The organism is Streptomyces albofaciens JCM 4342 (assembly GCF_008634025.1).
GTDB lineage: Bacteria > Actinomycetota > Actinomycetes > Streptomycetales > Streptomycetaceae > Streptomyces > Streptomyces albofaciens.
The window spans coordinates 2,181,041-2,207,372 of the sequence record NZ_PDCM01000002.1 but is presented as its reverse complement, the minus strand read 5'-3'; the positions used below and the strand labels follow the sequence as shown (position 1 = coordinate 2,207,372).

The 26,332-nt window shown below is 73.8% G+C and carries 20 protein-coding genes; 10 read left to right on the top strand and 10 right to left on the bottom strand.

What is annotated here, in order from left to right; translation table 11 throughout:
* Nucleotide 1: 1 nt before the first annotated feature.
* From CP973_RS29810 to CP973_RS29800, 3 genes are all read right to left on the bottom strand, one after another.
* Complete coding sequence (locus CP973_RS29810; protein ID WP_150246981.1) at nucleotides 2–1,060, bottom strand: tryptophan dimethylallyltransferase family protein; 1,059 nt, start codon at nucleotides 1,058–1,060, stop codon at nucleotides 2–4.
* A gap of 470 nt (nucleotides 1,061–1,530) precedes the next feature.
* Entirely contained in the window at nucleotides 1,531–1,761 is a 231-nt protein-coding gene (locus CP973_RS29805; protein ID WP_150250471.1) for a hypothetical protein, read from the bottom strand.
* A 214-nt stretch (nucleotides 1,762–1,975) separates the two neighbouring features.
* Entirely contained in the window at nucleotides 1,976–3,418 is a 1,443-nt protein-coding gene (locus tag CP973_RS29800) for an MFS transporter (protein ID WP_150246980.1), read from the bottom strand.
* A gap of 393 nt (nucleotides 3,419–3,811) precedes the next feature.
* On the opposite strand from CP973_RS29800, the gene CP973_RS41870 reads away from it, so the two are divergent.
* Nucleotides 3,812–3,892 carry a tryptorubin family RiPP precursor gene (locus CP973_RS41870; protein ID WP_226048792.1) on the top strand — a complete coding sequence of 27 codons (81 nt, stop codon included), beginning with the start codon at nucleotides 3,812–3,814 and terminating at the stop codon, nucleotides 3,890–3,892.
* A 49-nt stretch (nucleotides 3,893–3,941) separates the two neighbouring features.
* Complete coding sequence (locus tag CP973_RS29795; RefSeq protein WP_150246979.1) at nucleotides 3,942–5,006, top strand: cytochrome P450; 1,065 nt, start codon at nucleotides 3,942–3,944, stop codon at nucleotides 5,004–5,006.
* 91 nt (nucleotides 5,007–5,097) lie between these two features.
* Here CP973_RS29795 and CP973_RS29790 read toward each other — a convergent pair whose 3' ends face one another.
* Together CP973_RS29790 and CP973_RS29785 are read right to left on the bottom strand one after the other, a co-directional pair.
* Nucleotides 5,098–5,754: a hypothetical protein gene (locus tag CP973_RS29790; protein WP_150246978.1), complete on the bottom strand. Its 657-nt coding sequence runs from the start codon at nucleotides 5,752–5,754 to the stop codon at nucleotides 5,098–5,100.
* Nucleotides 5,755–5,893: 139 nt separating this feature from the next.
* Entirely contained in the window at nucleotides 5,894–6,136 is a 243-nt protein-coding gene (locus tag CP973_RS29785; protein WP_150246977.1) for a hypothetical protein, read from the bottom strand.
* 282 nt (nucleotides 6,137–6,418) lie between these two features.
* Between CP973_RS29785 and CP973_RS29780 the strand changes: the two genes are divergently transcribed.
* The gene (locus CP973_RS29780; RefSeq protein ID WP_244410082.1) at nucleotides 6,419–7,618 is read left to right on the top strand and encodes an FUSC family protein; all 1,200 of its coding nucleotides are present in this window, start codon (nucleotides 6,419–6,421) and stop codon (nucleotides 7,616–7,618) included.
* 130 nt (nucleotides 7,619–7,748) lie between these two features.
* Nucleotides 7,749–8,726 (top strand): iron-containing redox enzyme family protein, encoded by a 978-nt coding sequence (locus CP973_RS29775; protein ID WP_150246975.1) that lies wholly within the window; start codon nucleotides 7,749–7,751, stop codon nucleotides 8,724–8,726.
* Between the two features lie 39 nt (nucleotides 8,727–8,765).
* On the opposite strand, the gene CP973_RS29770 is transcribed toward CP973_RS29775, so the two are convergent.
* The 3 genes from CP973_RS29770 to CP973_RS29760 are packed head-to-tail and all read right to left on the bottom strand — an operon-like array spanning nucleotide 8,766 to nucleotide 10,510.
* Entirely contained in the window at nucleotides 8,766–9,044 is a 279-nt protein-coding gene (locus tag CP973_RS29770) for a CDGSH iron-sulfur domain-containing protein (RefSeq protein ID WP_150246974.1), read from the bottom strand.
* Complete coding sequence (locus tag CP973_RS29765) at nucleotides 9,025–9,687, bottom strand: HemK2/MTQ2 family protein methyltransferase (protein ID WP_150246973.1); 663 nt, start codon at nucleotides 9,685–9,687, stop codon at nucleotides 9,025–9,027. Before CP973_RS29765 ends, CP973_RS29770 begins: the two co-directional genes overlap by 20 nt.
* Before the next feature lie 55 nt (nucleotides 9,688–9,742).
* Nucleotides 9,743–10,510: a 2OG-Fe dioxygenase family protein gene (locus CP973_RS29760; protein ID WP_150246972.1), complete on the bottom strand. Its 768-nt coding sequence runs from the start codon at nucleotides 10,508–10,510 to the stop codon at nucleotides 9,743–9,745.
* A gap of 280 nt (nucleotides 10,511–10,790) precedes the next feature.
* Between CP973_RS29760 and CP973_RS29755 the strand changes: the two genes are divergently transcribed.
* Nucleotides 10,791–12,050, top strand: coding sequence for a glycosyltransferase (locus CP973_RS29755; RefSeq protein ID WP_150246971.1), 1,260 nt, complete (start codon nucleotides 10,791–10,793; stop codon nucleotides 12,048–12,050).
* A 69-nt stretch (nucleotides 12,051–12,119) separates the two neighbouring features.
* Here CP973_RS29755 and CP973_RS29750 read toward each other — a convergent pair whose 3' ends face one another.
* Nucleotides 12,120–12,914, bottom strand: coding sequence for an ABC transporter ATP-binding protein (locus CP973_RS29750; protein WP_150246970.1), 795 nt, complete (start codon nucleotides 12,912–12,914; stop codon nucleotides 12,120–12,122).
* Between the two features lie 167 nt (nucleotides 12,915–13,081).
* On the opposite strand from CP973_RS29750, the gene CP973_RS29745 reads away from it, so the two are divergent.
* On the top strand, nucleotides 13,082–14,083 hold the full coding sequence (locus CP973_RS29745) for an ABC transporter substrate-binding protein (protein WP_150246969.1): 1,002 nt from the start codon (nucleotides 13,082–13,084) through the stop codon (nucleotides 14,081–14,083).
* Between the two features lie 100 nt (nucleotides 14,084–14,183).
* Here the strand turns inward: CP973_RS29745 and CP973_RS29740 are convergent, their stop codons facing one another.
* On the bottom strand, nucleotides 14,184–15,374 hold the full coding sequence (locus tag CP973_RS29740; protein WP_150246968.1) for an amidohydrolase: 1,191 nt from the start codon (nucleotides 15,372–15,374) through the stop codon (nucleotides 14,184–14,186).
* A 150-nt stretch (nucleotides 15,375–15,524) separates the two neighbouring features.
* Between CP973_RS29740 and CP973_RS29735 the strand changes: the two genes are divergently transcribed.
* The 4 genes from CP973_RS29735 (at nucleotide 15,525) to CP973_RS29720 (ending at nucleotide 26,114) form a co-directional block, all read left to right on the top strand.
* Nucleotides 15,525–23,108, top strand: coding sequence for an amino acid adenylation domain-containing protein (locus CP973_RS29735; RefSeq protein ID WP_150246967.1), 7,584 nt, complete (start codon nucleotides 15,525–15,527; stop codon nucleotides 23,106–23,108).
* A 4-nt stretch (nucleotides 23,109–23,112) separates the two neighbouring features.
* Nucleotides 23,113–24,561 carry a DHA2 family efflux MFS transporter permease subunit gene (locus CP973_RS29730; RefSeq protein ID WP_150246966.1) on the top strand — a complete coding sequence of 483 codons (1,449 nt, stop codon included), beginning with the start codon at nucleotides 23,113–23,115 and terminating at the stop codon, nucleotides 24,559–24,561.
* Nucleotides 24,562–24,691: 130 nt separating this feature from the next.
* Nucleotides 24,692–25,494, top strand: a protein-coding gene (locus tag CP973_RS29725) for an IS5 family transposase (protein ID WP_150246965.1) whose coding sequence is annotated in 2 segments (ribosomal slippage) — nucleotides 24,692–25,040 and nucleotides 25,040–25,494 — 804 coding nt in all. Because the reading frame shifts where the segments join, the coding sequence is not laid out codon by codon here.
* 59 nt (nucleotides 25,495–25,553) lie between these two features.
* Nucleotides 25,554–26,114, top strand: coding sequence for a hypothetical protein (locus tag CP973_RS29720; RefSeq protein ID WP_150236694.1), 561 nt, complete (start codon nucleotides 25,554–25,556; stop codon nucleotides 26,112–26,114).
* Nucleotides 26,115–26,332: the final 218 nt, after the last annotated feature.

The window sequence follows — 26,332 nt, the reverse complement described above, 5'->3', positions numbered from 1 at the left end:
GTCACCCCCGCTGGTAACGGGCGGGCGGATACCGGTCGTACAGTTCCGAGGACCAGTAGGTGGTCATGCGCGGGCGGCCGTTCTGCATCCGCGCCGACGCGTAGGTGTGGATGCCGCGGCCGCCCGCCAGCGGGCGCCGGGCCACCTGGCTCAGCAGCGTCCGGTAACGGCCGGCGGGAAGGCCCATGCGGGCCATGACGGAGCTGACCCGGTCCCGTACGGTGCGGTCGCTCTCCGCGTGCACCCACAGCGGGACGTACAGCGTGGCGGATTCGGGTATGTGCTCGCCGACCGCCGTGAAGGTCAGGTTGCTGACGAGCGGCTGGGGCCGTGCCGCACCGGCGTTGCCGGTCAGCGCGTAGCAGAAATCCTCCAGGAATCCGGCCTCGTGCTGGAGCGATATGCGCATACGGGCGTCGAGTTCCGCCGGGGAGACGTCGTAGTGGCGGAAGTACACCTTCACCCGCGCCTGGGGGCCGTCCATCAGGTCGAGACCCAGATAGACGATCCGGTCGAGGTCGAATCCCCGGCGGGCGTATTCGCCGATCGCATTCCACGCCTTGCCGAATCCCAGGCGGTCCAGAGCCCGGCGCGTCCGCTCGACGGCGGTCATGCGCCGGTCGGCGTCGGGGTTCAGATAGACCTTGAACTCGGGGTCGCCGTGCGGCGAGAAGACGGCGGCGTGCATCATGGCGAAACCGGCCGGTCCCTCGTCCGGCAGGAACAGGTCCCGGACTTCGGCCAGACGGTCGTCGACGGCGCCGAACTCCCGGGTCAGCACATGGGTGAGGCCGAGCGCCGATTCCTGCGCGGCCGAGGTGTCCAGCCGGTCCGGTACGGCTTCCACGAGCACCCGTATCTGGGTGCGTTCCCGCGAGAAGGCGGCGGAGAATTCGATCGGCGAACCGTCGGCGCAGACATCGGAACGCCAGTCGGGACGCGTTCCTATACGCCGCTCTCCCCACGGTGACAGCATCCTGCGCAGCACCCTCGCGCCCTGTTCGACATTCAGACCCGCACTGGCGAGCAGGCGCCTGAGGGTGGAAACTCCATAATCCATGAGTGTCACGCCACCGCACACCGGTGGAACCGTTCCCAGAGCCGACATGGAACCCCTCTCCCTACCCCGCACCGGATCTCGCCGTACTGCGCGCTTTCCTCGCCGGCCGGTCGGCCAGTACCAATAGGGCAGGACGCTTATGACAATGCGTCCACAAGGGAATCGACGGAAGGAGGAGTCGTTCCCGCGTTCCCGGTCCGCGTCAGCGTCATGCAACGGGCCGCCCGGATACTGTCCCTTATCCTCGCGAGCTGCGGCCGTTTCGGAACCGGGTTGCTTTTACCATCAACGAAGCTTGCCCCGGCCGCCACCGGCGCACAAGGGGCGTGCGCGGCGTTCGTCGTCGGGTGGCGCGCGCCACCGTCTGACAGACGTACGCGCGGGCGCACGGACCGGACCCGTACGGGGCCGGGCCCCGCGGCCCGGGCGCGGAGCCCGGGGCACGGGGCCCGGAGGGAGGAGCGGCCGGATCAGGTGCCCGGCTTCTTGATGTAGCCCTTGCGCACCAGCGCGTCGCAGGTGGCCTTCGGGTCCTTCTTGCCCTTGTACTGCCTCTTCACTTCCCTGATGCAGTCGGCGTACGGGAACGGCGGGCCGCTCGGCTGCGCCTGCGGGCGGGCGGTGGCGGCGGCGGCCTCGGTGGCCGCCCCCGTGAACAGCACGCCGCTCAGCGCGACGGCCGCGGCCAGGGCGTAGCTCATCTTTCGCACAGGTTGTCCTCTCTCCGGCGCCGGAGCCCAGCGCCCCGGACGCGAGAGCCTTCCCACGGTCCGGCGGACGCCGGTGTGCCGGACAAGGCTCGTCCACGCCCAACGAGCCGATACGTCCCGGGAAACGCCGTTCCGTACGTGGATCAGCCGCCTGCGGCGCAAGGTTCACGCGTACCGGTCGGGCCAGGGCCGCGTACGGGCCGGATCAGCGGACCGTCCCCGCCTCCGGGCCGCCGGTCATCAGCCTGGCCGCCACCAGGCTGACCACCGCGAGCGCCGTGGCGGCCCAGAACGCGAGCTGCACGGCGTGCAGCGAGGCCGCGGCGCCGCCGGGCCCGGCGGCGTGGAGGTAGACGCTGCCGAGGACGGCCACCCCGAGGGTCGCGCCCAACTGCTGGACCGCGTTCAGCAGCCCGGCGGCCGAGCCGATCTCCTGCGGGCGCAACGGCTGGAGCGCGGTGGTGAAGAACGCGGGCGTGAACAGGCCGGCCCCCAGGCCGACGACCGCGAGCGCCGGGAGCAGCAGGACGGGACAGGCCGCGGGATCCGCGGTGCGGTACACGGCGATGGCGGCCAGCGTGCCGGCCAGGAGCACGGCGAGCCCGAGCGGCATCGTCCGGTGTCCGAAGCGCCGGACGAGGCGGGCGCCGGACGCCCAGGACGCCACGGCCAGACCGGCCGACCACGGGGCGAGCGTGAGGCCCGCCGCCAACACGCTGACCCGCAGGCCCAGTTGCAGCTGGAGCACGATCACCGTCAGCAGGCCGTTGGTCATCGCGAAGAACGAGGCCGAGGCCACCAGCGCGGCCGGGAAGCCGCGGCGCCCGAACAGGCTCGGCTCCACCAGCGGGCTGCGCCCGGCGGCGCCGGCACCCCGCTGGTGCCGTACGAAGACGGCCGTCAGCAGCAGCCCGGCCGCGATGGAGGCCCAGTGCCGGCCGGACAGCGCGGCGAGGTCGGCCCCGATCAGCGGATGGACGACGAGCCCGACGCCCGCCGCGGCCAGCAGCGTGCCGGTCAGGTCGAGGGCGGGGCGCCGCGGGGCGCGGTCGTCCGTCAGCTTGGGCGCGAGCGCGAGGACGAACAGCGACAGGGGGACGTTCACCAGGAACGCCGCCCGCCAGGACGAGCCGAACAGGTCGGCGTGGGTGAGGAATCCGCCGAGCACCGGCCCGCAGACGGCGGCGAGCCCCATCACCGGACCGATGCAGCCCAGGGCGCGGGCCAGCTCCGCGCCGGTGAACATCGCTCTGATCAGGCCGATGGTCTGCGGAATGACCAGGGCCGCCGCGGCCCCCTGCACCATCCGGAAGGCGATCAGCGGACCGGCGCCGGGCGCCAGGGCGCAGGCGACGGACGCGAGCAGGAAGCCCGTGACGCCGACGACGAACACCCGTCGCCGCCCGGCGATGTCACCCAGGCGCCCGCCGGTGATCAGCAGCACCGCGAACGGCAGGGTGTAGGCCGTCGTGAACCACTGGACGTCGGACACCGGACCGCCCAGGTCGGCGTGCACGGCGGGCGCCGCGACCTGCACGATGGTCGCGTCCAGCAGGTTCATCGCCTCGGCCAGCAGCAGGGCGGCGAGCGCCCACCACCGCCATCGGCAGGCCGTGCCGGGCGGCGCGAGCACATGCTCAGCGGTCATCGGAAATCCCTCCACCGTTGTCGACGCCTCGGCCCCGCGCGGACAGCGCGGGGCCGGTCGCGGATCAGCGTGGAAGGCGGCACCCGGAGGTGACAGTCACCGCCGGTGAAGTGGCGTTATCCGCCTTCGGGGGCGGTCGCGGCGGCGATTTCCCACACGCGGGCACCCGTTCCGTACGCCCCGGCCTTTCACCCCCGTTCGCCGACGAAACCCCCAATACCCCGAATTTACGGTGACCTTGACCACATTGACGTACCTTTCGCCGCTGGGCTTCACTTTGCCCTGACGAAAAGCGGAAAGCCGGATTCAGTGGCGGAGCAGTGTTTTCCCGCGTCCCGGTCCGCCGGAGTCAGTGTTCGGTTCAGTCGGTTCGCCTGTCCCGGAGGTGCTGTCATGAAGCTCATCAACTCCCTCAAGAAGAAGATGAAGGCGGAGAAGAGCCTGAAGGCCTACGCCTGGTACATCTGGTACTGATCGGCACGTGACCCGGTAGTTCCCTCATCCAGGCTCTCGGAGGCCGCCGATGCGTACGTACGGTACGGAACGGAGCGACCGGGTCACGGTCTTCACGCCGCGGCTCGGCCGGCTCCTCAGCGAGCACCGCGGCGCGGACGTCTTCCGGCTGGAGGCCGACACGGTCGGCGTCGCCGGAGCCGGGCTGATCGACGCCGTGCTGCGCAGCAGACCGGCCAACGCGGCCGAACGGCCCACCTTCAAACCCCTCCAGGGCCGGCCCATCAGCCGCCCCGAATCCTCCGCGGTCATGCGCGCCGTTTCCCTGGACGTGCGCGCGGCACTGGAAAGGCCGGCCGCGCCCGACGGGAAAGGCGGCCCGGCCGCCGACTTGTCGGGCGAATGGCCGCGGGTGGCGCACCTGTATCTGCGGGACCTGGTTTTCGGGGCCGATCCGATGCGGCTGCGGGTACTCGTGGACCGCAAGCTGGAATGGACGCCCAAACTGACCTGGACGGTGATCGCGGCGGGCGCGGCGCTGCCGGGCTGCCCGGGGGCCGGCGCGCCGGTGTCCCGGCTGGCGGGGCTCGCGGCCGCCGCGGCCGGTTACGGGGACCGGCGGTACGCGATGGGCCTGTACCGGCGGGCGGCGGCACCGGTGTGCTTCACCGTGTCCACCCTCGTCGCCAACGCGCTGTGGCTCGGCTCGCCCTTCGAGGACCACATACCGAACCGCCACATCCTGTACGAGTCCATGCGGCTGCTGCCGCCGTCGTGGAACCTGCTGCGCGTGGCGTCACCGGAGTTCGCCGCCCTCGACGAGCGGATCGGCGCGGGCGACGACGTCCTGCTGCTGCCGCTGCTCAGCCATCGCGACCCGCGCACATGGGACGCGCCGGACGAGTTCCGCCCTGAGCGCTGGGCGGCCCTCGACGCCGACGACCAGCCCGGCTACCTGCCCTTCGGGCACGCGAACGAGCGCTGCTGGGGGCGGCACATGGTCATGCCGCTGGCCGAACGGCTGCTGGACCTGGTGCGGCAACAGGGCCTGGCGGTGAGCCCGGAGCAGAAGTCCGCCGAGGTGCCGCTGGCCGGCCTGCTCGGGGTGTCGCGGGTGTCGGTCGTACGGCGCTGAGCCGTCCCACGGCCGGATGCGGCAGCGGCCGGCGTCGGGGAGCGGTCCCGTGCGGGCTCCGTGAGCCCGCACGTGTCCGGACCGCGCGCCGTCAGGCCGCCGCCGTGTCCACGAGGTCGGCGACGAACTTGCGCACCCGGCCGCGGAGCACCGGCGTGACACCGTGGATGACCTGGGCGCCGTACGCGACGGCCACCCCCGGCCCGGCGTCGGTCAGCCACCGGCTCTTGCGCGGCGCGCTCAGCCACTGCGGCGTCCGCTCGTGGGCCGCGGGGCCGTGCGGCAGGCAGCGGCTCAGCGGCGTGCCCGGCTCGTACCCGTCGGCCGCGCCCAGCAGCGTGTCCGTCCAGGGGGCGCTGTCCGACGTCGTCTCGATGTAGAAGCGGCCGCCTTCCGCCGCGTCGGCGATCGTCACGCCGATCCGGCCGATGCGGCGGGGCGGGGTCCGCGGGCTGCTGATGCCGTCGAGGTGGGTCGGCACGCCCTGGCCCACGGCGAGTTCGGTGTATCCCCAGTGCCCGGACCCGGCGATCGACGGCATGCTGCGCCGGATCGCGGGCAGCGCCCGCAGCGTGGCATCGGCCAGCACCTCGTGCGCGGTCGCCGGGGCCGGGAGCACCTCGGCCTGGTGGCGGGGCCGCCAGCCGGCCGCCTCGCTGTCCATGATCTTGACCAGTCGGGAGATCTCCTCCTCGGTCAGGAACTCCTCGACCGTCTGCAGCATGAGCGTCTCACTGATGTGGATCACTTCGCTCTCCTCGTCGACGGGCCGGTGTACCGGTCTCGTACAACACCGTCCCGCCGGGGCGAGGGGGCGGACAGGCGCAGACGGGGGCGCACGCGTGCGTGGCGACTCGTACGTGTGTGCGCCCTGCGGGAGCCGGGCGTCACCGGCCGGTGAACGAGGCGCCCTTCTCCATGTTGAGCGGCCGGGCGACCGTCTCGACGGCGTCCAGGGCCAGTTCGACGTTGCGCTCGCTCAACGGGATGCGCAGCAGTTGCACGGCCTTGGAGTCGGTGAGGGAGGAGACCACCGGGCTCGACGCCGTGGAGGCGACGGCGGGCTGCGGGACCAGGGCGGCGGCACCGGCCGCGGCGACCGCGGTGATGACGGCGGAACGAATACGCATCAGAACGTGACTTCCACGAGGGGCGGGCGGGGAACGGGGACGCGGGGCGCACCCCAGTCAATGCGGCCGCACCCGCCCGCGAAGCGCCTCGGCCCGTGCGACCACCCTTACGGGGGCCGGGGATCACCCGGGCGGCCGAGAGCGCGGCGAGGGTGTTCGAGGGCGGCGCGCGTCCGCGGCGCCCGCCGTACGACTACTCCCGCCGATCATGGGTACCCAGCGTGCCGGACCACCGGGCGCCGCCCGGTCCTGACCAGTGGGGGAGCGGCCCGGGAGGCGGAGTTGGCGAAGGCGCGGGGCACGGCCGCGTGGCGGTGGCTGTGGTGGGAGGTGACGGCGGTCGGCCGTACGGTGCGGACCGCCGTACGGCACTCCGGGCCGGAGCGGGACACCGTCGTCCAGTCGCTGAAGGCGGCCGGCGCGGCGACCGTCGCCTGGGCGCTGACGGGCTGGTGGCTGAACGCGCCGCTGGCCCTGATGGCCCCCTGGACGGCGCTGGCGCTGGTCGACGCCACCGTCTACCGCTCGCTGCGCTCCGGGCTCCAGCAGCTCGTGGTCATCGTGCTCGGCGCGCTGTTCGCGTCCGCCGCGATGGCCGCGACGGACGGCAGCACACTGGGCGCCATGCTCATCGCGCTGCCGGTGATGACGCTGGCCGGCACCCACCGCAGGCTGGGCGCCCAGGGCATCTACGGCGCGACCACCGCCCTGTTCGTCATCACCTACGGCGCCTACTCCCTGACCGAGGTCGGCCACCGGCTCGTCGAGACCATGATCGGCGCGGTCATCGGCGTCGCCGTCAACGCCCTCGTCCTGCCCCCGGTGCACCTGCGCAACGTGCACGACCAGCTCCGGCGCCTGCCCCGGGAATCCGCCGAACTGCTGCGGACGATGGCGGAGGGCCTGCGCGGCGGGGAGTGGAGCGCGGCGGACGCGGCCGGCTGGCACGACCGCGCGCGCCGCCTCGGCCAGGTGCTGAAAGCGCTGGCCAGTGCCCGGCAGTGGACCGCCGAGAGCTCCCGCTTCAACCCCGGTTTCCGGCTGCGCCGCACCGGGCCGCCCCCGCCGCCGCCCGAGAAGGCCGACGCCGTGTGGGAACGCGCCGCCGACCACCTCACGGCCATCACCCGCACCTTGTCGGGCGCCTCCGGGGAACGGGCCCGGCTGACCACGCCCGGCGCCGGCTTCCTGCGGCGCTACGCCGACCTCGCGGACGAGGCGGCGGCGCTCTGCGAGGCCGAGGCCGACCTGCTGGCCGGCCACGAGCGGGCGCGGGCGGAGAAGCGCTACCACGCGGCCCGCCGCCGGTCCCAGGAGCTGTACGACGGGCTGGCGGACGAGTTCCGGCGGCTGGACGACCCCGCGGCCGCCGCGGCGGGCGGCGAACTGCTCGTGGAGATGAAGCAGCTGCTGCACGAGCTGACCGACTTCGCCCGGACGGACATGTCGGGGGAGCGGGAGGACGAGCAGCGGACCAGGTGACGGGGCCGGGCGCACGGGCAGGCACCGCGTTTTCCCCGGATCACCCGGGGCACCCGTCAGCCACACGGCACACGGCATCGGCACACCGCCCGCACCGTACCTCCGGGCGGGCGAAGGGAGGGACCGCGACGTGCAACGCCCCCCGGCACGCGGAGACCTGTCGGCGGCGGTCGTCTCCGCGCTGGAACGGCCGCCCGGCACCGCACGGCTGCCCGACGCCCGTACGGTGGCCGCGGCGGACCCGTACGGCGACGACCTGCACCTCGCCCTGGCCCTCTGCTACGAACTGCACTACCGCGGCCTCGACGCCGTGCCCGACACCTGGGAGTGGGACCCGGAACTGCTGCGCTTCCGGGCGTCCCTGGAGAAGGGCTTCCTCGACGCGCTGCGCGCCGACCTGCCGCGGCCGGGCGAGGTGACCGCACTGCTCGACGGCCTGCTGGTGGAGCCGGCCGACGGCACCGGCGTCTCGCACTTCCTGCGCGACGAGGGCGAACTGTGGCACCTGCGCGAGTACGCGGCCCAGCGGTCCCTGTACCACCTCAAGGAGGCCGACCCCCACCTGTGGGTGGTGCCGCGCCTGTGGGGCCAGGCCAAGGCCGGGATGATGGCGGTGGAGTACGACGAGTTCGGGGCGGGGCGCGCGGAGCGGGTGCACGCCCGGCTCTTCGCCGACCTCCTGACCGACCTCGGCCTGGACCCCGCCTACGGCCGCTACCTCGGCGTCTGCCCCCGGCAGATGCTCGCCGTCAACAACCTGATGTCGCTCTTCGGGCTGCACCGCGTACACCGGGGCGCCCTGGTCGGCCACTTCGCCTGGGTGGAGGTCACCTCGTCACCCGGCTCGCGCCGCCTCGCGCAGGCGCTGGAACGGCTGGACGCCGGACCGGCCGCCGTGCACTTCTACGCCGAGCACGTCGAGGCCGACGCCGTGCACGAACAGCTGGTGCGCCACCAGGTCGTACGGGGACTGCTGCGCGAGGAGCCCGCCCTCGCGCCGGACGTCGCCTTCGGCATCGCCGCCACCGACCTGCTGGAGGAGCGGCTGGGCGAGCACCTGCTCGGCGCGTGGACGGCCGGGACGTCCTCCCTGTTCGCCCCGCTGTGACGCCCTGAGCCGCCCCGCTGTGCTGCCCTGACCGCCGTCTCACGGGTCCCCGGCGGCCCGGGCGCGCGGACCCGGTGGCCGCCTGAGCCCGCGGTGGCTGGTGTCGCACCAGGGGTAGGACCGGCTGCGGCGGCACATGCACAGCGCCACGAAGGGGCGGTCCGAACGGGCCGTCGTACCGTCGTCGAGCTGCACCTCGACGGGGCCCTCGATGAGCACCGGGCCCCCGGGGTCCTGGACGACCCGGCGCGCGTCCGCGCGCCCGCCGTCCGTACGCTCGCGTACCGGTTCCCGCTGTTCACGAGGGGCGCTGGGCACGGATCACCACCAGCTCTTCCTTGTCCTGGCCAGGGGCCGTCAGCCCCTGGGCCTCCAGCCAGGGCGCGCGCTGCCGCAGCACGGGCCCGAAAGGGATGGACCGCCGGTCGGTGACGGCGGCCTTGAGTCCGGCCCCGGTCAGCTGCTCCACGGTCCGGAGCGGATCGCAGAGCCCCGAGTGGACCAGCAGCAGCACGCCGTCCGGGGCGAGCAGCGCGGGCGCCTGGGCGCACAGCCGGTCCAGTACGGCGCGGCCGTCCGGCCCGGCGTCCCACGCCCGCGCCCGGCCGCCGCGCGGCGGCACCGGCGTGGCGCAGGGCACGTACGGCGGATTCGCCATGATCAGGTCGAACCTGCGCCCGGCCACCGGGCGCAGCAAGTCGCCCCGGTACGCGCGCACCGTGCTCCGGTGCCCGGCGAACCAGGCGTTCAACCGGGTGGTGAGCACGGCGGCGAGCGCGGCGTCCACGGCGGTGACCCGCCCGGCACCCTGACGGGCCGCGGCGACCGCCAGCGCCCCGCTGCCCGCCCCCACGTCCAGCACTTCCGCGCCCGGCCGCAGGGTCTCCCGCCGGAGTGCCGCGGCCAGCATCCCGGTGTCTTCTTGTGGCGCGTACACGCCCGGTGGTCTGATGAAGAACACCTGCCACGGGTACCCCGGTCACACCATTCCTTGCAGGGGCGGTTCGAAGCCGCGGCTACGCGGCGGTGAGCGTGGTCACCAGCACATCGCGGTAGGCGGGCTCCGAGCGGTCCATCGGGCGGATGGGGGAGACGCAGTGCAGCGAGTCCCGGTCGTCCGACAGCAGCAGGCTGCCCGGCCGGTGCAGGGTGGTGCAGAGCAGTTCCCGCCCGTCGTCCGTGTAGACGCAGCTCTGGCCGCCGACCGCGTTCCTCCGGCTGACGAGCAGTGAGGACACCAGGGTCACACCGTCCTTGTGCCGCCCCTCCGGAGTCGGGTCCCCCTCGTCCTCGGCGGTCGCGACCACCCGGAACGGGTGCACCTTGACGATCCACCGCCCGGCGTCGTCCAGCGCGGCCGCCGCCTGCGCCAGCAGGTCGAACAGCGGGCGCAGCAGCGGATCGGCGACGAACGCGTCGGTCAGCGGCTCGAAGTTCCGGTCCACCGCCTCGTACAGCGGGTTGGTGTCCTTCGGCTGGACGAACGGCTCATGGGGCAGCCGCTCCAGCTCCCCGGTGGCCGGGGTGAGGGCGAACCCGCCGTAGCGGCGCAGCCTGCGGGTGCCGCGTTCGGCCGCGTACGGGTCCTCGCCCAGCTCGTCCCAGTGCGCGGCGAACCGGGCCCAGGCCTCCTCGTCCGCGCCCAGCTGCTCCCGTACCGAGGCCGGGGACAGCAGGCAGACCGCGGAGTGGGTGAGGCACGAGCGGGCGGCCTCGACCGGGGACGCGGCCCCGGCCGCTCCGCCGGTTCCGGACGGCGCCGAGTGCTCTTCGATGTGCTCCACGTCGGGTGTCCGCCTTCCTGCCGGCCGTGCGCCGCGGCGCCTGCGTGGTCCCATCGTGTGGCGGCCCGCCGCTGATCGCATCTTGCGGGGGGCGGTGCGTGTGAGCGGGGCGCGCCCCCTCGGTTCCGGGGCGCCGTTGCGCACATCTTCCCCGTTTTCACCAGCCCTTTCCCCAGGGAATGACTCAATGTCGCCGAATGCCGTCACCCTTCTTTGACACGTGTTCCGGAGGCTCCCTACGGTGATCGGACCTCCCCCCGGCCCAGAAATGAGGAACACCATGCGCGTCCTGTGCACCGCCACCGGCTCCCCCTCGCACGGCCGAGCCCTGCTGCCGCTGGCCCGCGCGCTGGCCGGCGCCGGGCACGAGGTCACCGTCGTCACGACGGCCGACGTGGCGCCCGTCTTCGCCGCCGACCCGGTGCGGGTCGAGCCCAGCCTGCCGCGCATCGACTTCACCACGCCCGAAGAGCAGGAGGCGGACGGCGAGGGCGCGGACGCTCGGGCGGCCGCCGCCGCGGTGGAACAGACCGGTGCCACACCGGACGCCGATCCGGACGCCGACCCCGCCGAGCACCCGCACATGCGCGTCCTGATGGAACGGCTCACCGGCGACATGGCCCGCGAACACCACCGCGTACTGTCCGAGCTGGCCCGGGAGTTCCGCCCGGACGCCATCATCCGGGACGGCATGGACATGGGCGCCTGCCTGCTCGCCGAGCAGCTCGGCATCCCGCAGCTGCCCATCCCCGCGGGCACCGTGAACATCCTCGACCCGGCCGTGGCGCTGCCGGCGCTGAACCGGCTGCGCGAGGAGCTGGGGCTGCCCGTGCAGGAGGAGCCCGGGTCGCTCTACCCGCACGGCCGCTTCGACTACCTGCCCGCCGAGTACTCCTTCGCGCGGTTCCCGGCCACCGTGCTGGCCTACCGCCAGACCACGGTGGTGGACCGCACCGCCGGGCTGCCCGGCTGGGTCGCCGAACTCCCCGCCGACCGGCCGCTGGTGTTCGCCGCGGTGGGCACCGCGATGCCGATGTTCCGCGAGATCCTGCCCGCGGGCACGCCGCTGCCGGTGGGCATGACCGACCCGTCCGAGATCCTGGCGACCATCATCGCGGGCCTGTCCCGGCTGGAGTGCACGGCCGTGGTGGCGACCGGCGGTGTCGAACCGGCCGGCGGCGTCGAGCCCGCGCCGCACGTCCACCTGACGGACCGCCTCGCGCAGCCGTTGCTGCTGGAATGCGCCGACCTGTTCGTCACCCACGGCGGCTACAACAGCATCCGCGAAGCGGTGCGCACGGGCACGCCCATGGCGGTGCTGCCGAACTTCGGCGACCAGCTGCCCAACGCCGCGCGCGTGCAGGAACTGGGCCTGGGCCGGCACCTGACCGACACCGACCCGGACGCCGTGGCCGCCGTGTGCCGGGAGCTGCTGGCCGACCGCGAGACGGCCGCGCGCTGCCGTCGGGCGCAGCTCGCCAGCCTCGCCCTGCCGGACATCGGCCAGGTCGTCGCCGACCTGGAGAAGCTGGTGGCCTGAGACGCTTTCCGGCCACACACGGACGGGCCCGCCGTACGGCGGGCCCGTCGCCGTGTCCGGCCGCGGCGGTCAGGAGCGTACGGGGACCGCCGTGCGGGCCGTCGGCACGACCACCGGGGAGCCGTCGGAGGGCGCGGCGAGGATCTCCGCGTCCACGCCGTACAGCTCCTTCACGAGCGCGGCGTCGATGATGTCGCGCGGCGGGCCGGCGGCGACCACCCGGCCCGAGCGCATCGCGACGACCGTGTCGGCGTAGCGGGCCGCGGCCGCGAGGTCGTGGACGACCATCACGATGGTGCGGCCGCCCGCCGCGACCTCGCGCACCAGGTCCAGCACCTCCACGGCGTGCCCGATGTCCAGGGCGCTGGTCGGCTCGTCGAGCAGCACGACGGGGGTCTCCTGGGCGAGTGCCATGGCCAGCCAGCAGCGCTGGCGCTGGCCGCCGGAGAGCTGGTCGAGGCGCCGGCCGGCCAGGCCGCTGGTGCCGGTCTGCTCCAGGGCGCGGGCCACGGCCCGCTCGTCCTCGCGCGACCACTGGCGGAACAGGCCCTGGTGCGGGTGGCGTCCGTACCGTACGAGTCCGGCTACGGTGACCGCCTCGGGCGCCTGCGGGGACTGCGGGAGCAGCGCGATGCGGTGGGCGGCCTCCCGCTGCTTGAGCCGCCACACGTCCGCGTCGCCCGCGAACACCCGACCCGACTCCGGCTGGTGGAGGCGGGCCAGGCAGCGCAGCAGGGTGGACTTGCCGCAGCCGTTGGGGCCGACCACCGCCACCACCGTGCCCGACTCGACCGTCAGGTCCACCCGGTCGACGACCGGGTGGCCGGCGTATCCGGCGGTGAGCTGCTCGACGCGGAGTTCCACTGGGGCCGGCCTTTCTCCGGGGCAAGGGTGGTCACAGGCGTGTCACACCTCTTGCCAATTTGTCATAAGGTAAGGCTAACCTTAACGCGAATCGGCCAAGATGTGGCTGCCCCGGCCGCATCCGTACGCCGTCCGCACCTCGTGTCCCATTGAACCCGGAGTCCCCGATGACCGTGTCCCGCCGCCCACTTCTGACCACCCGACGCCGTGCCGCCGCGGCCGTCGCCGCCCTCGGGGCCGCGGCGCTGCTGCTGACCGGCTGCGGCTCGGACGCCGGCGCGGACGCCAAGGGCGAGGACGGCAAGGACGCGGCGGCGTCCGGCGAGACCCGTACGGTCAAGGACGCCACCGGCAAGGTCGTCCAGGTCCCCGCCCACCCGCAGCGGATCGTCACGCTGACCCAGGAGGACCTGGACGCGGTGCTGGCGCTGAAGATCAAGCCGGTCGGCATCACCAACGGACAGGGCCTGGACGAGCCGCCGGCCTACCTGGCCGACAAGGTCAAGGGCGTCGACGTCGTCGGCGGCCTGCTCAAGCCCGTCATGGACAAGGTCATCGCGGCCAGGCCCGACCTGATCCTCGCCGGTGACATGCAGGACGAGCAGGTGCTCAAGCAGCTGCGCGAGATCACCCCCGCCACCCTGGTCACCATGGCGCCCACCGACGACTGGAAGATCTCCTTCCGCGGCATCGGCAACGCCGTCAACAAGCTGAACGAGGCCAACAAGGTCATCGCCGACCACGAGGCGGCCGCCAAGGCAGCGGGCGAGAAGCTGGGCGCCAACAAGGGCGCCGCCGTCTCCATCGTGCGCTGGAACCAGGACGGCCCGAGCTGGATGGAACGCAAGCAGTTCGCCAGCGGCGTCGCCCTGGAGATGGGCCTGAAGCGGCCCGCCAACCAGAACAAGGACGGCAACGCGCACACCCCGTCGCTCAGCCTGGAGAAGATCAACGAGATCGACGGCGACTGGCTGTTCCTGTCCACCCTGACCTCCGACGGCGAGAAGGCCCTCAAGGACGTGCAGACCAAGCCCGCCTACAAGGAGCTGGGCGCGGTGCAGAAGAACCACGTGGCGACCGTCGACGGCTCCGTCTGGTCCACCCGTGGCGGCCCGCTGGCCAGCGATGTCGTCATGAACGACATCAGCAAGGCGCTGTCCAAGTCCTGAGCCGTCCGGGCCCTGCCCTGAGCCGTCCGGGCCCCGGGCCGCGGCGGCCCGGACGGCCGTCCGGACGCCGGTGGCACCCACAGGTGCCACCGGCGCTCCGTCACGCCCCGGCCACGCCGCCGCCTCCGCCGTTCCTGCCGTACGCGAAGTCCGCGGCCGTCCAGGCCAGGCCCACCGCGCCGTCCAGCAGGGCCTGTTCGGCCGCCGGGGACACCGCCGCCGCGGCGAACTCCGGCTCGTGCGGCCCGCAGGCGCCCCCGCTGATGTCCAGTACGGGGTGGATCGAGGGCACCACGTGCGACACGTTGCCCATGTCCGTACAGGCGAAGGGCCCGCGCACGACCGGCTCCGGCCGGCCCAGGGCGCGCGCGTTCGCCTCCCACAGGGCGATCAGCCCCGGGTCGCCGCGGAAGTCCAGGTAATCGGGCTCGGGGCGCTCCAGCGTCACCTCGCAGCCGGTCGCCAGCGCACCCGCCCGGAAGCAGGCCTCCACCCGGTCCCGCAGCTCCCGCAGGTCCCCGGCGGCCTCCGCGCGGATCTCGTACTCGGCCGTCGCGCGGTCCGGTATCGCGTTCGGCGCCGAGCCCGCCGACGTCGTGACGCCGTGCACCCGCCACTGCGGCGGCAACTGCTGGCGCAGCAGGCCGAGGGCGACCTGCGCGACGGTCAGCGCGTCGGCCGCGTTGCGGCCCTCGTGCGGATTCAGGCTGGGGTGGGCGGTCCGGCCGGTGTACGTGACGGACAGCGTGCCCAGCGCGAACGACCGGAAGTCGGACATCTCGAACGGGCACGGGTGCACCATCATCGCCGCGTCCACCCCGTCGAACGCCCCGGCCTCCAGCAGCAGCGCCTTGCCCGCGCCGCGCTCCTCGGCCGGCGTGCCCACGACCCGCACGGCCAGGCCCAGTTCCGCGGCGAACCGGGCCAGGCCCAGCGCCGCGCCGACCCCCGCCGCGGCGATCAGATTGTGGCCGCAGGCATGGCCGAGGTCCGGCAGCGCGTCGTACTCGCAGGCGATCGCCACCGTGACCGGACCGGTCCCGGCGGTGGCCACGAACGCGGTCTCCAGGCCGTGGGCGGGCGCGGTCACGGCGAAACCGTGCTCGCGCAGCAGCTCCGCGCACCAGGCCGCGGCGCGGTGCTCGGTGAAGGCCGTCTCCGGATGGCCGTGGATGCGGCGGCTGAGGTCCAGCAGAGCGGCACGCCGGTCCGCTATGTACCGCCGCACGGCGTCCTTGACGGCGGTGGGCGGGGTGGCGGACCCGGGGGCGGGGGTGGTGGCGGACGTCATCGTCTCCTCTTCGGGCTCGGTGGCCGGTGCCCGCCGCGGCGGGCGGCACCACAGAAGAGTAAAAAATAACTTAGGCTTCCCTAAGTTTGCGTGCGGGCTCCTCCGGCCGGTGCGCGAAGGTCGGATTTCTCCACGGGAGTTGTCACACACATGCATCAGCGTCCGCTCGACCAGGCAGCCCCCGCGGCGACGCCGCGCCCCGGCACCCCCTCGCCGGGCGTTCCCGGGTCCGCGGGGCCCGAGGAATTCCCCCTGCTCGCCGCGCAGGCCGGCATTCATTACGCGAGTCAACTGAACCCCAAGAGCCCGGCACTGAACACCGCGGACGTGGTGGAGATCCGGGGTCCGCTGGACGAGGCGCTGTTCGCGCGCGCCCTGCTGCGCACGGTCACCGAGGCCGAGACACTGCGAGTCTGCGTACGCGAGACGGACGGCGTCCCCGCGCAGCACATCGCGCCGCCCGCCCCGGACCGGCTGCTGCACCGCGCCGACCTGCGCGGCGGGGACCGGCCCGCCGAGGACACGGCCCGCGAGTGGATGCACGCCGACCTCACCCGCGCCGCCGACCTGGGCGAGGCCGGACAGCTCATGACGCAGGCGCTGTTCCGCGTCGCCGACGACCGGTACTGGTGGTACCAGCGCGTGCACCACATCGCGGTCGACGCGTACGCCCTCCAGCTCGTCGGACAGCGGGTCGCCGAGGTCTACACCGCCCTCGCCGCCGGACAGGAACCCGCGGCCACCCGGTTCGCGCCGCTGCGCGACCTGGTCGCGGACGAGCGGCAGTACCTGGACGGCGAGCAGTACACCGCTGACCGGGAGTTCTGGGCCGGACGCATGGCGGGACGGCCGGAGCCGGTGACGCTCGCGGGCGGCACGTCGGGCAGTGCGCCGGACGGCGAGGCGGACGAGCGGGAGGACCGTACGGCCGGGGCCGCCGCGGCTGCCGCGGGGGAGGACCGTACGGCCGGAGCCGCCGCGGCTGCCGGTGCCGGTGCCGGTACGCCGGATGCCGGCGCGGCCCCGCTCGCCGACGCCATCGCCGCCGGCGAGGTGCTGCGCGCCCGTACCAACCTGCCCGCCGCGGCCCTGGACCGGCTCACCCGGGCCGCCGAAGCGGCCAAGGCCACCTGGGCCGAACTGATCGTCGCCGCCACCGCGGGCCACCTGCACCGCGTCACCGGCACCGAGGACGTGATACTCGGCCTGCCGCTGACCAACCGGCGCGGCCCCGCCGCGCTGCGCACCCCGGCCATGACCGTCAACGTGCTGCCGCTGCGCATCGCCGTCCGCCCCCAGGACACCGGCGCCGGACTGCTGCGCCGCGTCGTCCTCGAAATCCGCGCGGTCCGCCGCCACCAGCGCTACCCGCAGGCCGACATCCGCCGCGACCTCGCGCTCTCCTCCGCCGGTACACCGCTGACCGGACCCATGGTCAACATCAAGCCGTTCGAAGGCGACCTGGACTTCGCGGGACTGCCCGGCACCGTCCACAACCTCGCCGCCGGACCGGTCGAGGACCTCGCCGTGACCGCCGTGCCCGGCGCCGACGGCGGGCTGCGCATCAGCCTCGACGCCCACAGCGGCCGGTACACGCCCGCCGAACTCGCCCGTGGCAAGGAGTCGTTCCTGCGCTATCTCGACGGGCTCACCGAACTCCTGCTGACCGACCCGGACCGCCCCGTCGGCACCATCGACCTGCTGGACCCGGCCGGGGTGCGCCGGGTCACGGCCGGGCGCACCGAGGCGCCCGCCGCCCGCACCCTCCCCGAGTACTTCGCCGAGCAGGCCGCCCGCACCCCGCGGGCGGTGGCCGTCCGCACCGGCGACACCGCGCTGACCTTCGCCGAACTCGACACCGCCGCCAACCGGCTGGCCCACCTGCTGGCCGGACTGGGCGCCGGACCGGAGCGGCCCGTCGCCCTCGCGCTGCCGCGCGGCACCGACCTGATGGCGGCGCTGCTCGCGGTCCTGAAGGCGGGCGGCGTCTGCCAGCCGCTCGACCTGGGACACCCGGCGGCCCGGACGCTGGCCGTGCTCGAAGACGCCCGGCCCGTCTGCGTGATCGGTACGGCCGCGACGCTCGCCGGCCTCCCCGCACACGGTCTGCCCGCCGTCGCGCTGGACGACCCCGGCACCGCCGCCGCACTCGCCGCGCAGCCCGCCGACGCCCCCGCCCCGCCGCCCGCGCCCGGCCAGGCCGCCTACGTCATCCACACCTCCGGCTCGACCGGGCGCCCCAAGGGCGTCGTGGTCAACCACGCCTCGCTCGCCAACCTGTACGCCGGGCACGGCGACGACCACATCGCCCCCGCCGTCGCCCGCACCGGCCGGGAACGGCTGCGGGTCGCGCACAGCGCCTCGTTCGCCTTCGACGCGTCCTGGGACCCGGTGCTGTGGATGGTGCACGGGCACGAACTGCACCTGCTGGACGACGCGTCGTACCGCGACCCCGCCGCGCTCGCCCGGTACGTGGCCGAGCACCGCGTCGACTACCTCGACGTCACCCCCTCCTACGCCGAAGCGCTGCTGGCCGAGGGCCTGCTGGACGACGGACGGCACCACCCGGCCGTGCTCGTCGTCGGCGGCGAGGCCGTACCCGTACCGCTGTGGGAGCGGCTGACCGCGACCGAGGGGCTGCACGCGGTCAACCTGTACGGGCCGACGGAGACGACCGTCGACGCGTATTACTGGACGGCGCCCGGGAACGGGTCCCCGGGCGGGGACGGTCGCACCGGGCGGGCCCCCGAAGGGCGGCCGGTGCGCGGCTCCCGGGTCTACGTCCTGGACTCCTGCCTGCGGCCCACGCCGGACGGCGGCACCGGCGAACTGTACGTGGCGGGCGCCTGCCTGGCCCGCGGCTACCTCGGACGGCCCGACCTGAGCGCCGAACGTTTCGTCGCGGACCCGTACGGCGCGCTGCACGGCGAGCCCGGCGGCCGGATGTACCGCACCGGGGACCTGGTGCGGCGCCGGGCGGACGGCACGGTCGAGTTCCTCGGCCGCACCGACGACCAGGTCAAGATCCGCGGCTTCCGCATCGAACTCGGCGAGATCCAGGCCACCCTGGCCCGGCACCCGTCCGTGGCCCAGGCCGCGGTGATCGCCCGCGACACACCCCAGGGCAAGCGGTTGCAGGCTTACGCGGTGCTGCGGGGGGAGGGCGGCGGGGAGAGCCCGACCGCTCCTTCCCCCGGGGCCCCCACCCCCGCCGTCCTGCGCGCGCACCTCGCCGCCGCGCTGCCCGCGCACATGGTGCCCGCCACGGTGACGCTGCTCGGCGAACTGCCGCGCACCGCCAACGACAAGCTGGACCACCGTGCCCTGCCGGACCCCGCGCCGGGCGTCCCCGGCGCCGGTGACGGCGGAGCCGGCAGCACCGGTTCGGACTCCGGCGCCGACGGTACGGGCACCGCTCCCGGCGACCCGCACACCGACATCGTCCGCGGCCTGCTGGCCGACCTCCTCTCCCTGGACACGAGCCCCCCGGCGGACGCCGGATTCTTCGACCTGGGCGGTCACTCGCTGCTGGCCGCCCGGCTGGCCGCGCGTATGCGGGAGATCTTCCAGGCGCCCGTGAGCACCGCGGACGTCTTCCGCCATCCGACCGCCGCCGCGCTCGCCGCGCTCGTCCGCTCCGCCACTCCGGCGGCCGGCGACGGCGCACCGTCCGCGCCCCTGCCCGTGCCTGTCGTCCCCCGCACCGGACACCTCCCCCTCTCGCCCGCTCAGCAGCGGCTCTGGTTCCTCCACCGGCTCGAAGGCCCCAGCCCCACCTACAACATCCCGCTCGTGCTGCGCATCGACGGACCCGTCGACCGCGACGCGCTGCGGCTCGCCCTGGGTGACCTGACGGCTCGCCACGAGACACTGAGAACGGTATATCCGACCACTGACAACGGGGGCGAGGAGCGCCCCTACCAGCGGATTCTTCCCACGGACCATCCGCTGGCCCAGCCGGAGGTACACCTCGGCGAGTCCGGCGACGGGTTCGGCGACGCGTCCGGTGACGCCCTCGCCCGTGCCGTACGCCACTGCTTCGACCTGGCCGCCGAACCCCCGCTGCGCGCCACCCTGTTCAGCGAAGGCCCGGACCGGCACACCCTGCTCCTCCTCCTGCACCACATAGCCGGCGACGGCGCCTCCACCACGCCCCTCGCCCGCGACCTCGCCACCGCCTACAGCGCCCGGCACGCGGGCCGGGCGCCGGAGTTCGCGCCGCTGCCCTTCCAGTACGCCGACCACGCGGCCCAACAGCAGCAGCTCCTCGGCACCCCCGCCGACCCCACCCCGCTCGCCGCCGCCCAGCTCGCGCACTGGAAGCAGGCCCTCGCCGGGCTGCCCGACCAGCTCGACCTGCCCACCGACCGGCCGCGCCCCGCGGTCGCCTCGCACGCCGGCGACACCGTCCCCTTCACCCTCGACGCGGCGGCCCACGCCGCCCTCCAGCGCCTCGCCCGCTCCACCGGCACCAGCGTCTTCATGACCGTGCAGGCCGGCCTCGCCGCCCTGCTCACCCGGCACGGCTGCGGCACCGACATCCCCCTCGGCACCCCCGTCGCCGGCCGCGCCGACGACAGCACTGCCGCCCTCGTCGGCTTCTTCACGAACACGGTCGTGCTGCGCACCGACACCTCCGGCGACCCCGCGTTCCGTACGCTCCTGGAGCGGGTACGGTCCGCCACCCTCGCCGCGTACGAGCACGACACGCTGCCCTTCGACCATCTCGTCGAGGTGCTGAACCCGCCGCGTTCGCTCGCCCGGCACCCCCTGTTCCAGGTGATGCTGGCGTGGCAGTCCGTGCCGGACGCCGCCTTCGCGCTCGGCCCGCGGGCCACCGCCCGGCTGACCGCGGTGCCCTCCGGCACGGCCAAGTTCGACCTCACCCTCAACGCGGGCGAGCAGCCCGGCGGCGGCATCGGCGGCTTCTTCGAGTTCCGTACCGACCTCTTCGACCGCGCCACCGTGCGGGCCCTCGCCGACCGGCTGACCCGGCTGCTCACCGCCGCCGCGGACAGCCCGGACACCCCCCTCGGTCTGCTGCCGCTGCTCGGTGACGACGAGCGCCACCGCGCCCTCGTCGAGTGGAACACGCCCGCCGAACCGCCGGCCGTCCGTTCCGCCACCACCCTCCCGGACGTGTACGAGGCCGCCGCCCGCAGCCACCCGGACCGCACCGCCGTCAGCTGCGCCGGGCAGTCCCTCACCTACGCCGGACTCTCCGCCCGCGCCCGGCGCCTGGCCCGGCTGCTCGCCGACCGCGGCATCGGCCCCGGCTCGATCGTCGCGCTGGCGCTGCCGCGCTCCGTCGACCTGGTCACCGGCCTGCTCGCGGTCTCCCTCGCCGGAGCCGCCTACCTGCCGCTCGACCCGGACTACCCGGCCGACCGCCTCGCCTACATGCTGGACGACGCCCGCCCGGCCGCCCTGATCACCGACACCGCGACCGCGCCCCGGCTGCCCGGCCACACCCTGCCGCTGATCACCGTGGACGGCGACGCGGCGGCCCGGTACGCCGACGGGCCGCTCACCGACGCCGACCGCACCCGGCCGCTGCGCGCCGACGACGCCGCGTACGTCATCTACACCTCCGGCTCCACCGGCCGCCCCAAGGGCGTCGTCGTCACCCACCACAACGTCACCCGGCTGTTCACCGCCACCGACCACTGGTTCGGCTTCGGCCCCGACGACGTGTGGACGCTCTTCCACTCCTACGCCTTCGACTTCTCCGTCTGGGAGCTGTGGGGCGCGCTCCTGTACGGCGGCAAGGTCGTCGTCGTACCGCACCTGACCAGCCGCGACCCGCACGCCTTCCGGCAGCTGCTGGCCGCCGAACAGGTCACCGTCCTCAACCAGACCCCGTCCGCCTTCTACCAGCTCGCCGCCGCCGACCGGGAGAGCGACGGGTCGGCACTGGCCCTGCGCTACGTCGTGTTCGGCGGCGAGGCGCTGGAGCTGGGGCGGCTGGACGACTGGTACGCGCGGCACGCCGACGACGCGCCGGTCCTGGTCAACATGTACGGCATCACCGAGACCACGGTGCACGTCTCGTACTTCCCGCTGGACCGCGCCACCGCCGCCGGCGCCACCTCCAGCACCATCGGCGTCAACATCCCCGACCTGCGCGTCTACGTCCTCGACGACCGGCTCCAGCCCGTACCGCCGGGCGTCACCGGCGAGATGTACGTCGCGGGCGAGGGCCTGGCCCGCGGCTACCTGGGCCGCGAGGCCCTGACCGCCACCCGCTTCGTCGCCGACCCGTACGCCCGCCTCTTCGGCGAGCGCGGCAGCCGTATGTACCGCTCCGGCGACCTCGCCCGGCGCCGCGCCGACGGCGCCCTGGAGTACTTCGGCCGCGCCGATCAGCAGGTCAAGCTCCGCGGCTTCCGCATCGAGCTGGGCGAGATCGAGGCGGTGCTCGCCGCGCACCCGGCCGTCGCCGACACGGCCGTCGTCGTCCGGGAGGACACTCCCGGCGACAAGCGGCTCGTCGGCTACGCCGTACCGGCGGCCGGGCAGGAACCCGACCCGGCGGCCCTGCGCGACCACGCCGCCGCCGAACTCCCCGCGCACATGGTCCCGTCCGCCGTCGTCCTGCTCGACCGGCTGCCGCTGACCAACAACGGCAAGCTCGACCGCAAGGCGCTGCCCGCCCCCGAGCGGCCCGCCGCCACCGGGCGCCCGCCCCGCACCCCGCGCGAGGAACAGCTCTGCTCGGTCTTCGCCGAGGTGCTGGGCCTGGACCGGGTCGGCGTCGAGGACAACTTCTTCGACCTCGGCGGGCACTCGCTGCTCGCGGTGCGGCTCGCCGACCGGGTCAAGGCCGTGCTCGGCACCGAGGTGTCGATCGGTACGGTCTTCCGGTCACCGACCGTCGCGGCCCTCGACGCCGCGCTGGACGCCGTCCGCCACGACGACCCCCTCGACGTGCTGCTGCCGCTGCGTCCCGCCGGCCACAGCACGCGGGGCGGCCGCGCCCCCGTCCACTGCGTCCACCCGGCCGGCGGCCTGAGCTGGTGCTACGCCGGACTCATCCGCCACTTGCCGCCCGACGTGCCGATCTACGGCCTCCAGGCCCAGGGCGTCGGCGCCGCCACCGCGGACCAACCGCTGCCCGCCACCCTGGAGGAGCTGGCCGCCCACTACGCCGCGCGCGTCCGCGAGGTGCAGCCCGAAGGCCCGTACCGGCTGCTCGGCTGGTCCACCGGCGGCATCATCGCGCACGCCATGGCCACCCACCTCCAGGACGAGGGGCACGAGGTCGAACTCCTCGCCATCCTCGACGCCTACCCGGCCGAGGGCTTCCGCGACCTGCCCGTACCGGACGAGGCCGAGGCGCTCGAATCGCTGCTCACCATGGGCGGCTACGGGCCCGACAGTCTGGAGGGCAAGCCGCTGACCACCGCCAACGTGGTGGAGGTGCTGCAACGCGAGGGCAGTCCGCTGTCCGCGCTGTCCACGGACACGATCAGGGCGCTCGGGGACATCTACCTCAACACCAACCACCTCGTACGGGCCTACGATCACCGCGTCTTCCGCGGCGACGTGCTCTTCTTCCGGGCCACCGTCGACACCATCGACGACACCCTCACCCCGGAGACCTGGACCCCGTACGTCACCGGCCGCATCGACAACACGAACATCGCCTGCTCGCACAAGGACATGACCCTGCCCGAGCCGATCGCGCACATCGCGCGCGTGGTCGCCGACCGCCTCACCGAGCTGGAGGGGTGACCCGGTGACCCTCACCGAACCGACCCGGACCCGGCCGTCCCGGCTCTCCCCGAAGACCGCCGTCGTCCTCGTCTACACGGCCGCCATGTGCATGAACGGCCTCGACTCGACCATCGTCAACCCCGCCCTCTACACCATCGCGGGCGACTTCGGCCGCCCGGTCTCCGCGGCCAACACCGTCGAGACCGCCTTCCTCGTCGCCCTCGCGCTGGCCCTGCCGGTGGCCGGCTGGCTCGGCGACCGCTACGGCACCAAGCGCGTCTTCCTCGGCGCGCTCGCCGTCTTCACCACCGCCTCGGCCGCCTGCGGCCTGGCCCCCGGCCTGCCCGCGCTCGTCGTGGCGCGGGCGGTGCAGGGCCTGGCGGGCGGCCTGCTCACGCCGGTCGGCATGACGCTGCTGTTCCGCGCGTTCCCGCCGCACGAACGGGCGAAGCTGTCCAAGGTGCTGATCGTGCCGACCGCCCTGATGCCCGCCCTCGGCCCGCCGCTGGGCGGCTTCCTGACCCAGCACCTGTCCTGGCACTGGCTGTTCTTCGTGAACGTGCCGATCGGCGCCGCCGCCGTCCTGCTGGGCGTCCTCGGGCTGCGCGAGCACGTCGAGGGCGTGCCGGGGCCGTTCGACCGGGCCGGATTCTGGCTCGCCACCCCGGGGCTCGGACTGCTCACGTACGCGCTCGGGTTCGGCCCCTCGCAGGGCTGGACGCAGCCCGCCGTCGCGGTCGGCGCCGTCCTCGGCGTACTGCTGCTCGCCGCCGCCGTCGTCCACCAGCTCCGTACGCCGGAGCCCCTGCTGAAGCTGCGGCTGCTGGCCGGACGGGCGTACGGGACGGCCGCCACGCTCGCCGTGCTCACCGCCGCCGGCCTGATGGGCGTCCTGTTCGTCTTCCCGCTGCTCTACCAGGCCGCGCTGGGCGCCTCGGCCCTCGACGCGGGCCTGAGCGTCTTCCCGGAGGCGGTCGGCCTGATGCTCGCCTCCCAGGTCGTCGACCGGCTGCTGCCGCGCATCGGACCGCGACGGCTCGCGGTCCCCGCCCTGCTGCTCGCCGCCGTGGTCTTCGCCGCCCTCGCCGTACCGGGCGCGGCGGGCAACCCCTGGCTCGTACGGGGCCTGATGTTCGCCATCGGCCTGGTGCTCGGCACGGCGGTGCTCACCGTCCAGCTCGCCGGGTTCGAGGACATCGCCCCGCCCGACATGGGCCGGGCCATGGGCCTCTTCCAGATCCTGCGCACGCTCGGCGGCGCGCTGGGCATCGCCGTCTGCGCCGGGGTGATCGGCGGCCACGGCACGGGCGCCGCCGGGCCCGGCCCGTACCGCACCGCGGTGTGGGTGACGGCCGCACTGGTCACCGTGGGCGCGCTGGTCGCCCTGCGGCTGCCGAAGAACCCGCCGCAGCCGCCGCCGTTCGAGGACGGGGAAGCGGGGGAGGGGGTGGAGGCTCCGGTGGTGGACTGAGGTTCTGCCGTACGGACGCGACTGCGCCCCAGCCCGAGTACAGGGCCGGGGCGCGGCCCGGTTCGTGTTGACGAGAGGTTCAGTCCGGATAAGACGATGTCTCAGTTGGCGGTGACTCGTTGTTCTGGGCATGGGGATAGTCGAGCGGTTGGTGCCGGACAGGCTGTGGGAGCTGTTTCAGGACGTGGTGCCGTCGGCGCCGCAGCGCCCGCAGGGAGGGGGACGTCGGCGCTGTGATGACCGTGCAGTGCTGGCCGCGATCGTCTTTGTGGCGACCACGGGCTGTACCTGGCGGCAGTTGCCGCCGGTCTTCAGTGCCTCCTGGCAGACGGTGCACCGGCGTTTCACGGAATGGTCCGCGGCCCGGGTGTGGGCCAAGTTGCACCGGGTGCTGCTGGACCAGCTCGGAGCCATCGGCGGCGTGGACTGGTCGCGCTGCGCAATCGACTCGATCAGTGTCCGCGCTGTCAAAGGGGGCCTCTGACGGGACCGAATCCGACCGATCGCGGCAAGAACGGGGCGAAGGTCCACGTCATCTGTGACCGCAACGGCCTGCCGATCTCGGTGGGCATCTCCGCCGCCAACGTGCACGACAGTCAGGCCCTTATCCCGCTGATGCGCGGCATCCCTCCCATCCGCTCGCGCCGTGGTCCCCGGCGTCGCCGCCCGGACCAGCTCCACGCAGACAAGGGTTACGACTTCGACTGCCTGCGCAGCTGGCTGCGACGCAGGCAGATCGTGCCACGCATCGCGCGCCGCGGGGTGGAGTCCTCCAGCAGTCTGGGGCGGCACCGTTGGATGATCGAGCGTACGCTGTCCTGGCCGAGCGGCTGCCGTCGCCTGCACCGCCGTTATGAGCGCAAGGCCGAGCACTTCCTGGCCTTCGTCGGCCTGGCCAGCGCCCTCATCTGCTACCGGCGTACCGACCGCTGAGGACGACGTCCGACAGCGGGTACAGTCCCGGCGAGCCGATCGGATGCGGGGGGGACAGCTTGAACAGCTCAATCAGCCAGATCGTGATCGCGGTTCTGGGTATTGGCGGCACGCTCGCAGCCGCCGTGATCACACAGCGCAGCGCCGACCGTGCCAGGGCCCGCGAGCTGGAACACACAAGACAACTGCAGCAAGATGAACGCGAGTACGCCACGCGCCAGGCTCAGCTTGAGGCGCGGCGCACCTGCTACGCCACTCTCAGCGCGGGCACTCGCGATCTGGCCAACGTGATGACGAACATCCTCCACGCCCTGGAGAGGGGCGAGATGGCCGAGGAGCTGCGGTCAGATCTGGACCGGGCCCGCCGCGAGCACCGTTTGCGTCACGCTGAGGCCCAGATGGTGCTGCCCGACACTGTGGCGGAAGCGGCCAGCACGGCGAACCGCCATCTCGGCGATCTCTACGGCCTGCTGATGCGGCTCGATGGAGGCACTGCCCAGCAGGGAGAGAACCTGGAGGCCGCCTGGGAGAGCATGGACAAGCTGTGGGATCCCCTGTGGAGAATGCGTCACGTAATGCGTGTCGATCTCGGGATCACAACACCCGACCAGGACCTGTAGGGTCTCCAGTTCGCCAAACAAGACATCGTCTAAGTCAATGGAGGATGATGACCTGCCAGGAAATCAACGCCTCGACCTCTCACGCAGCCGGCCCCGGATGAGAGTCCGTGGCCGAGTAGGGCATTTTCCTGGGGCGACCCGCAGCTCGGAGCGGTTGTGCCTTGGCGTCCCAGCACGAGATGGGCTAGTTGCGCAGCAGGCGCATGGCTAGCACGGAG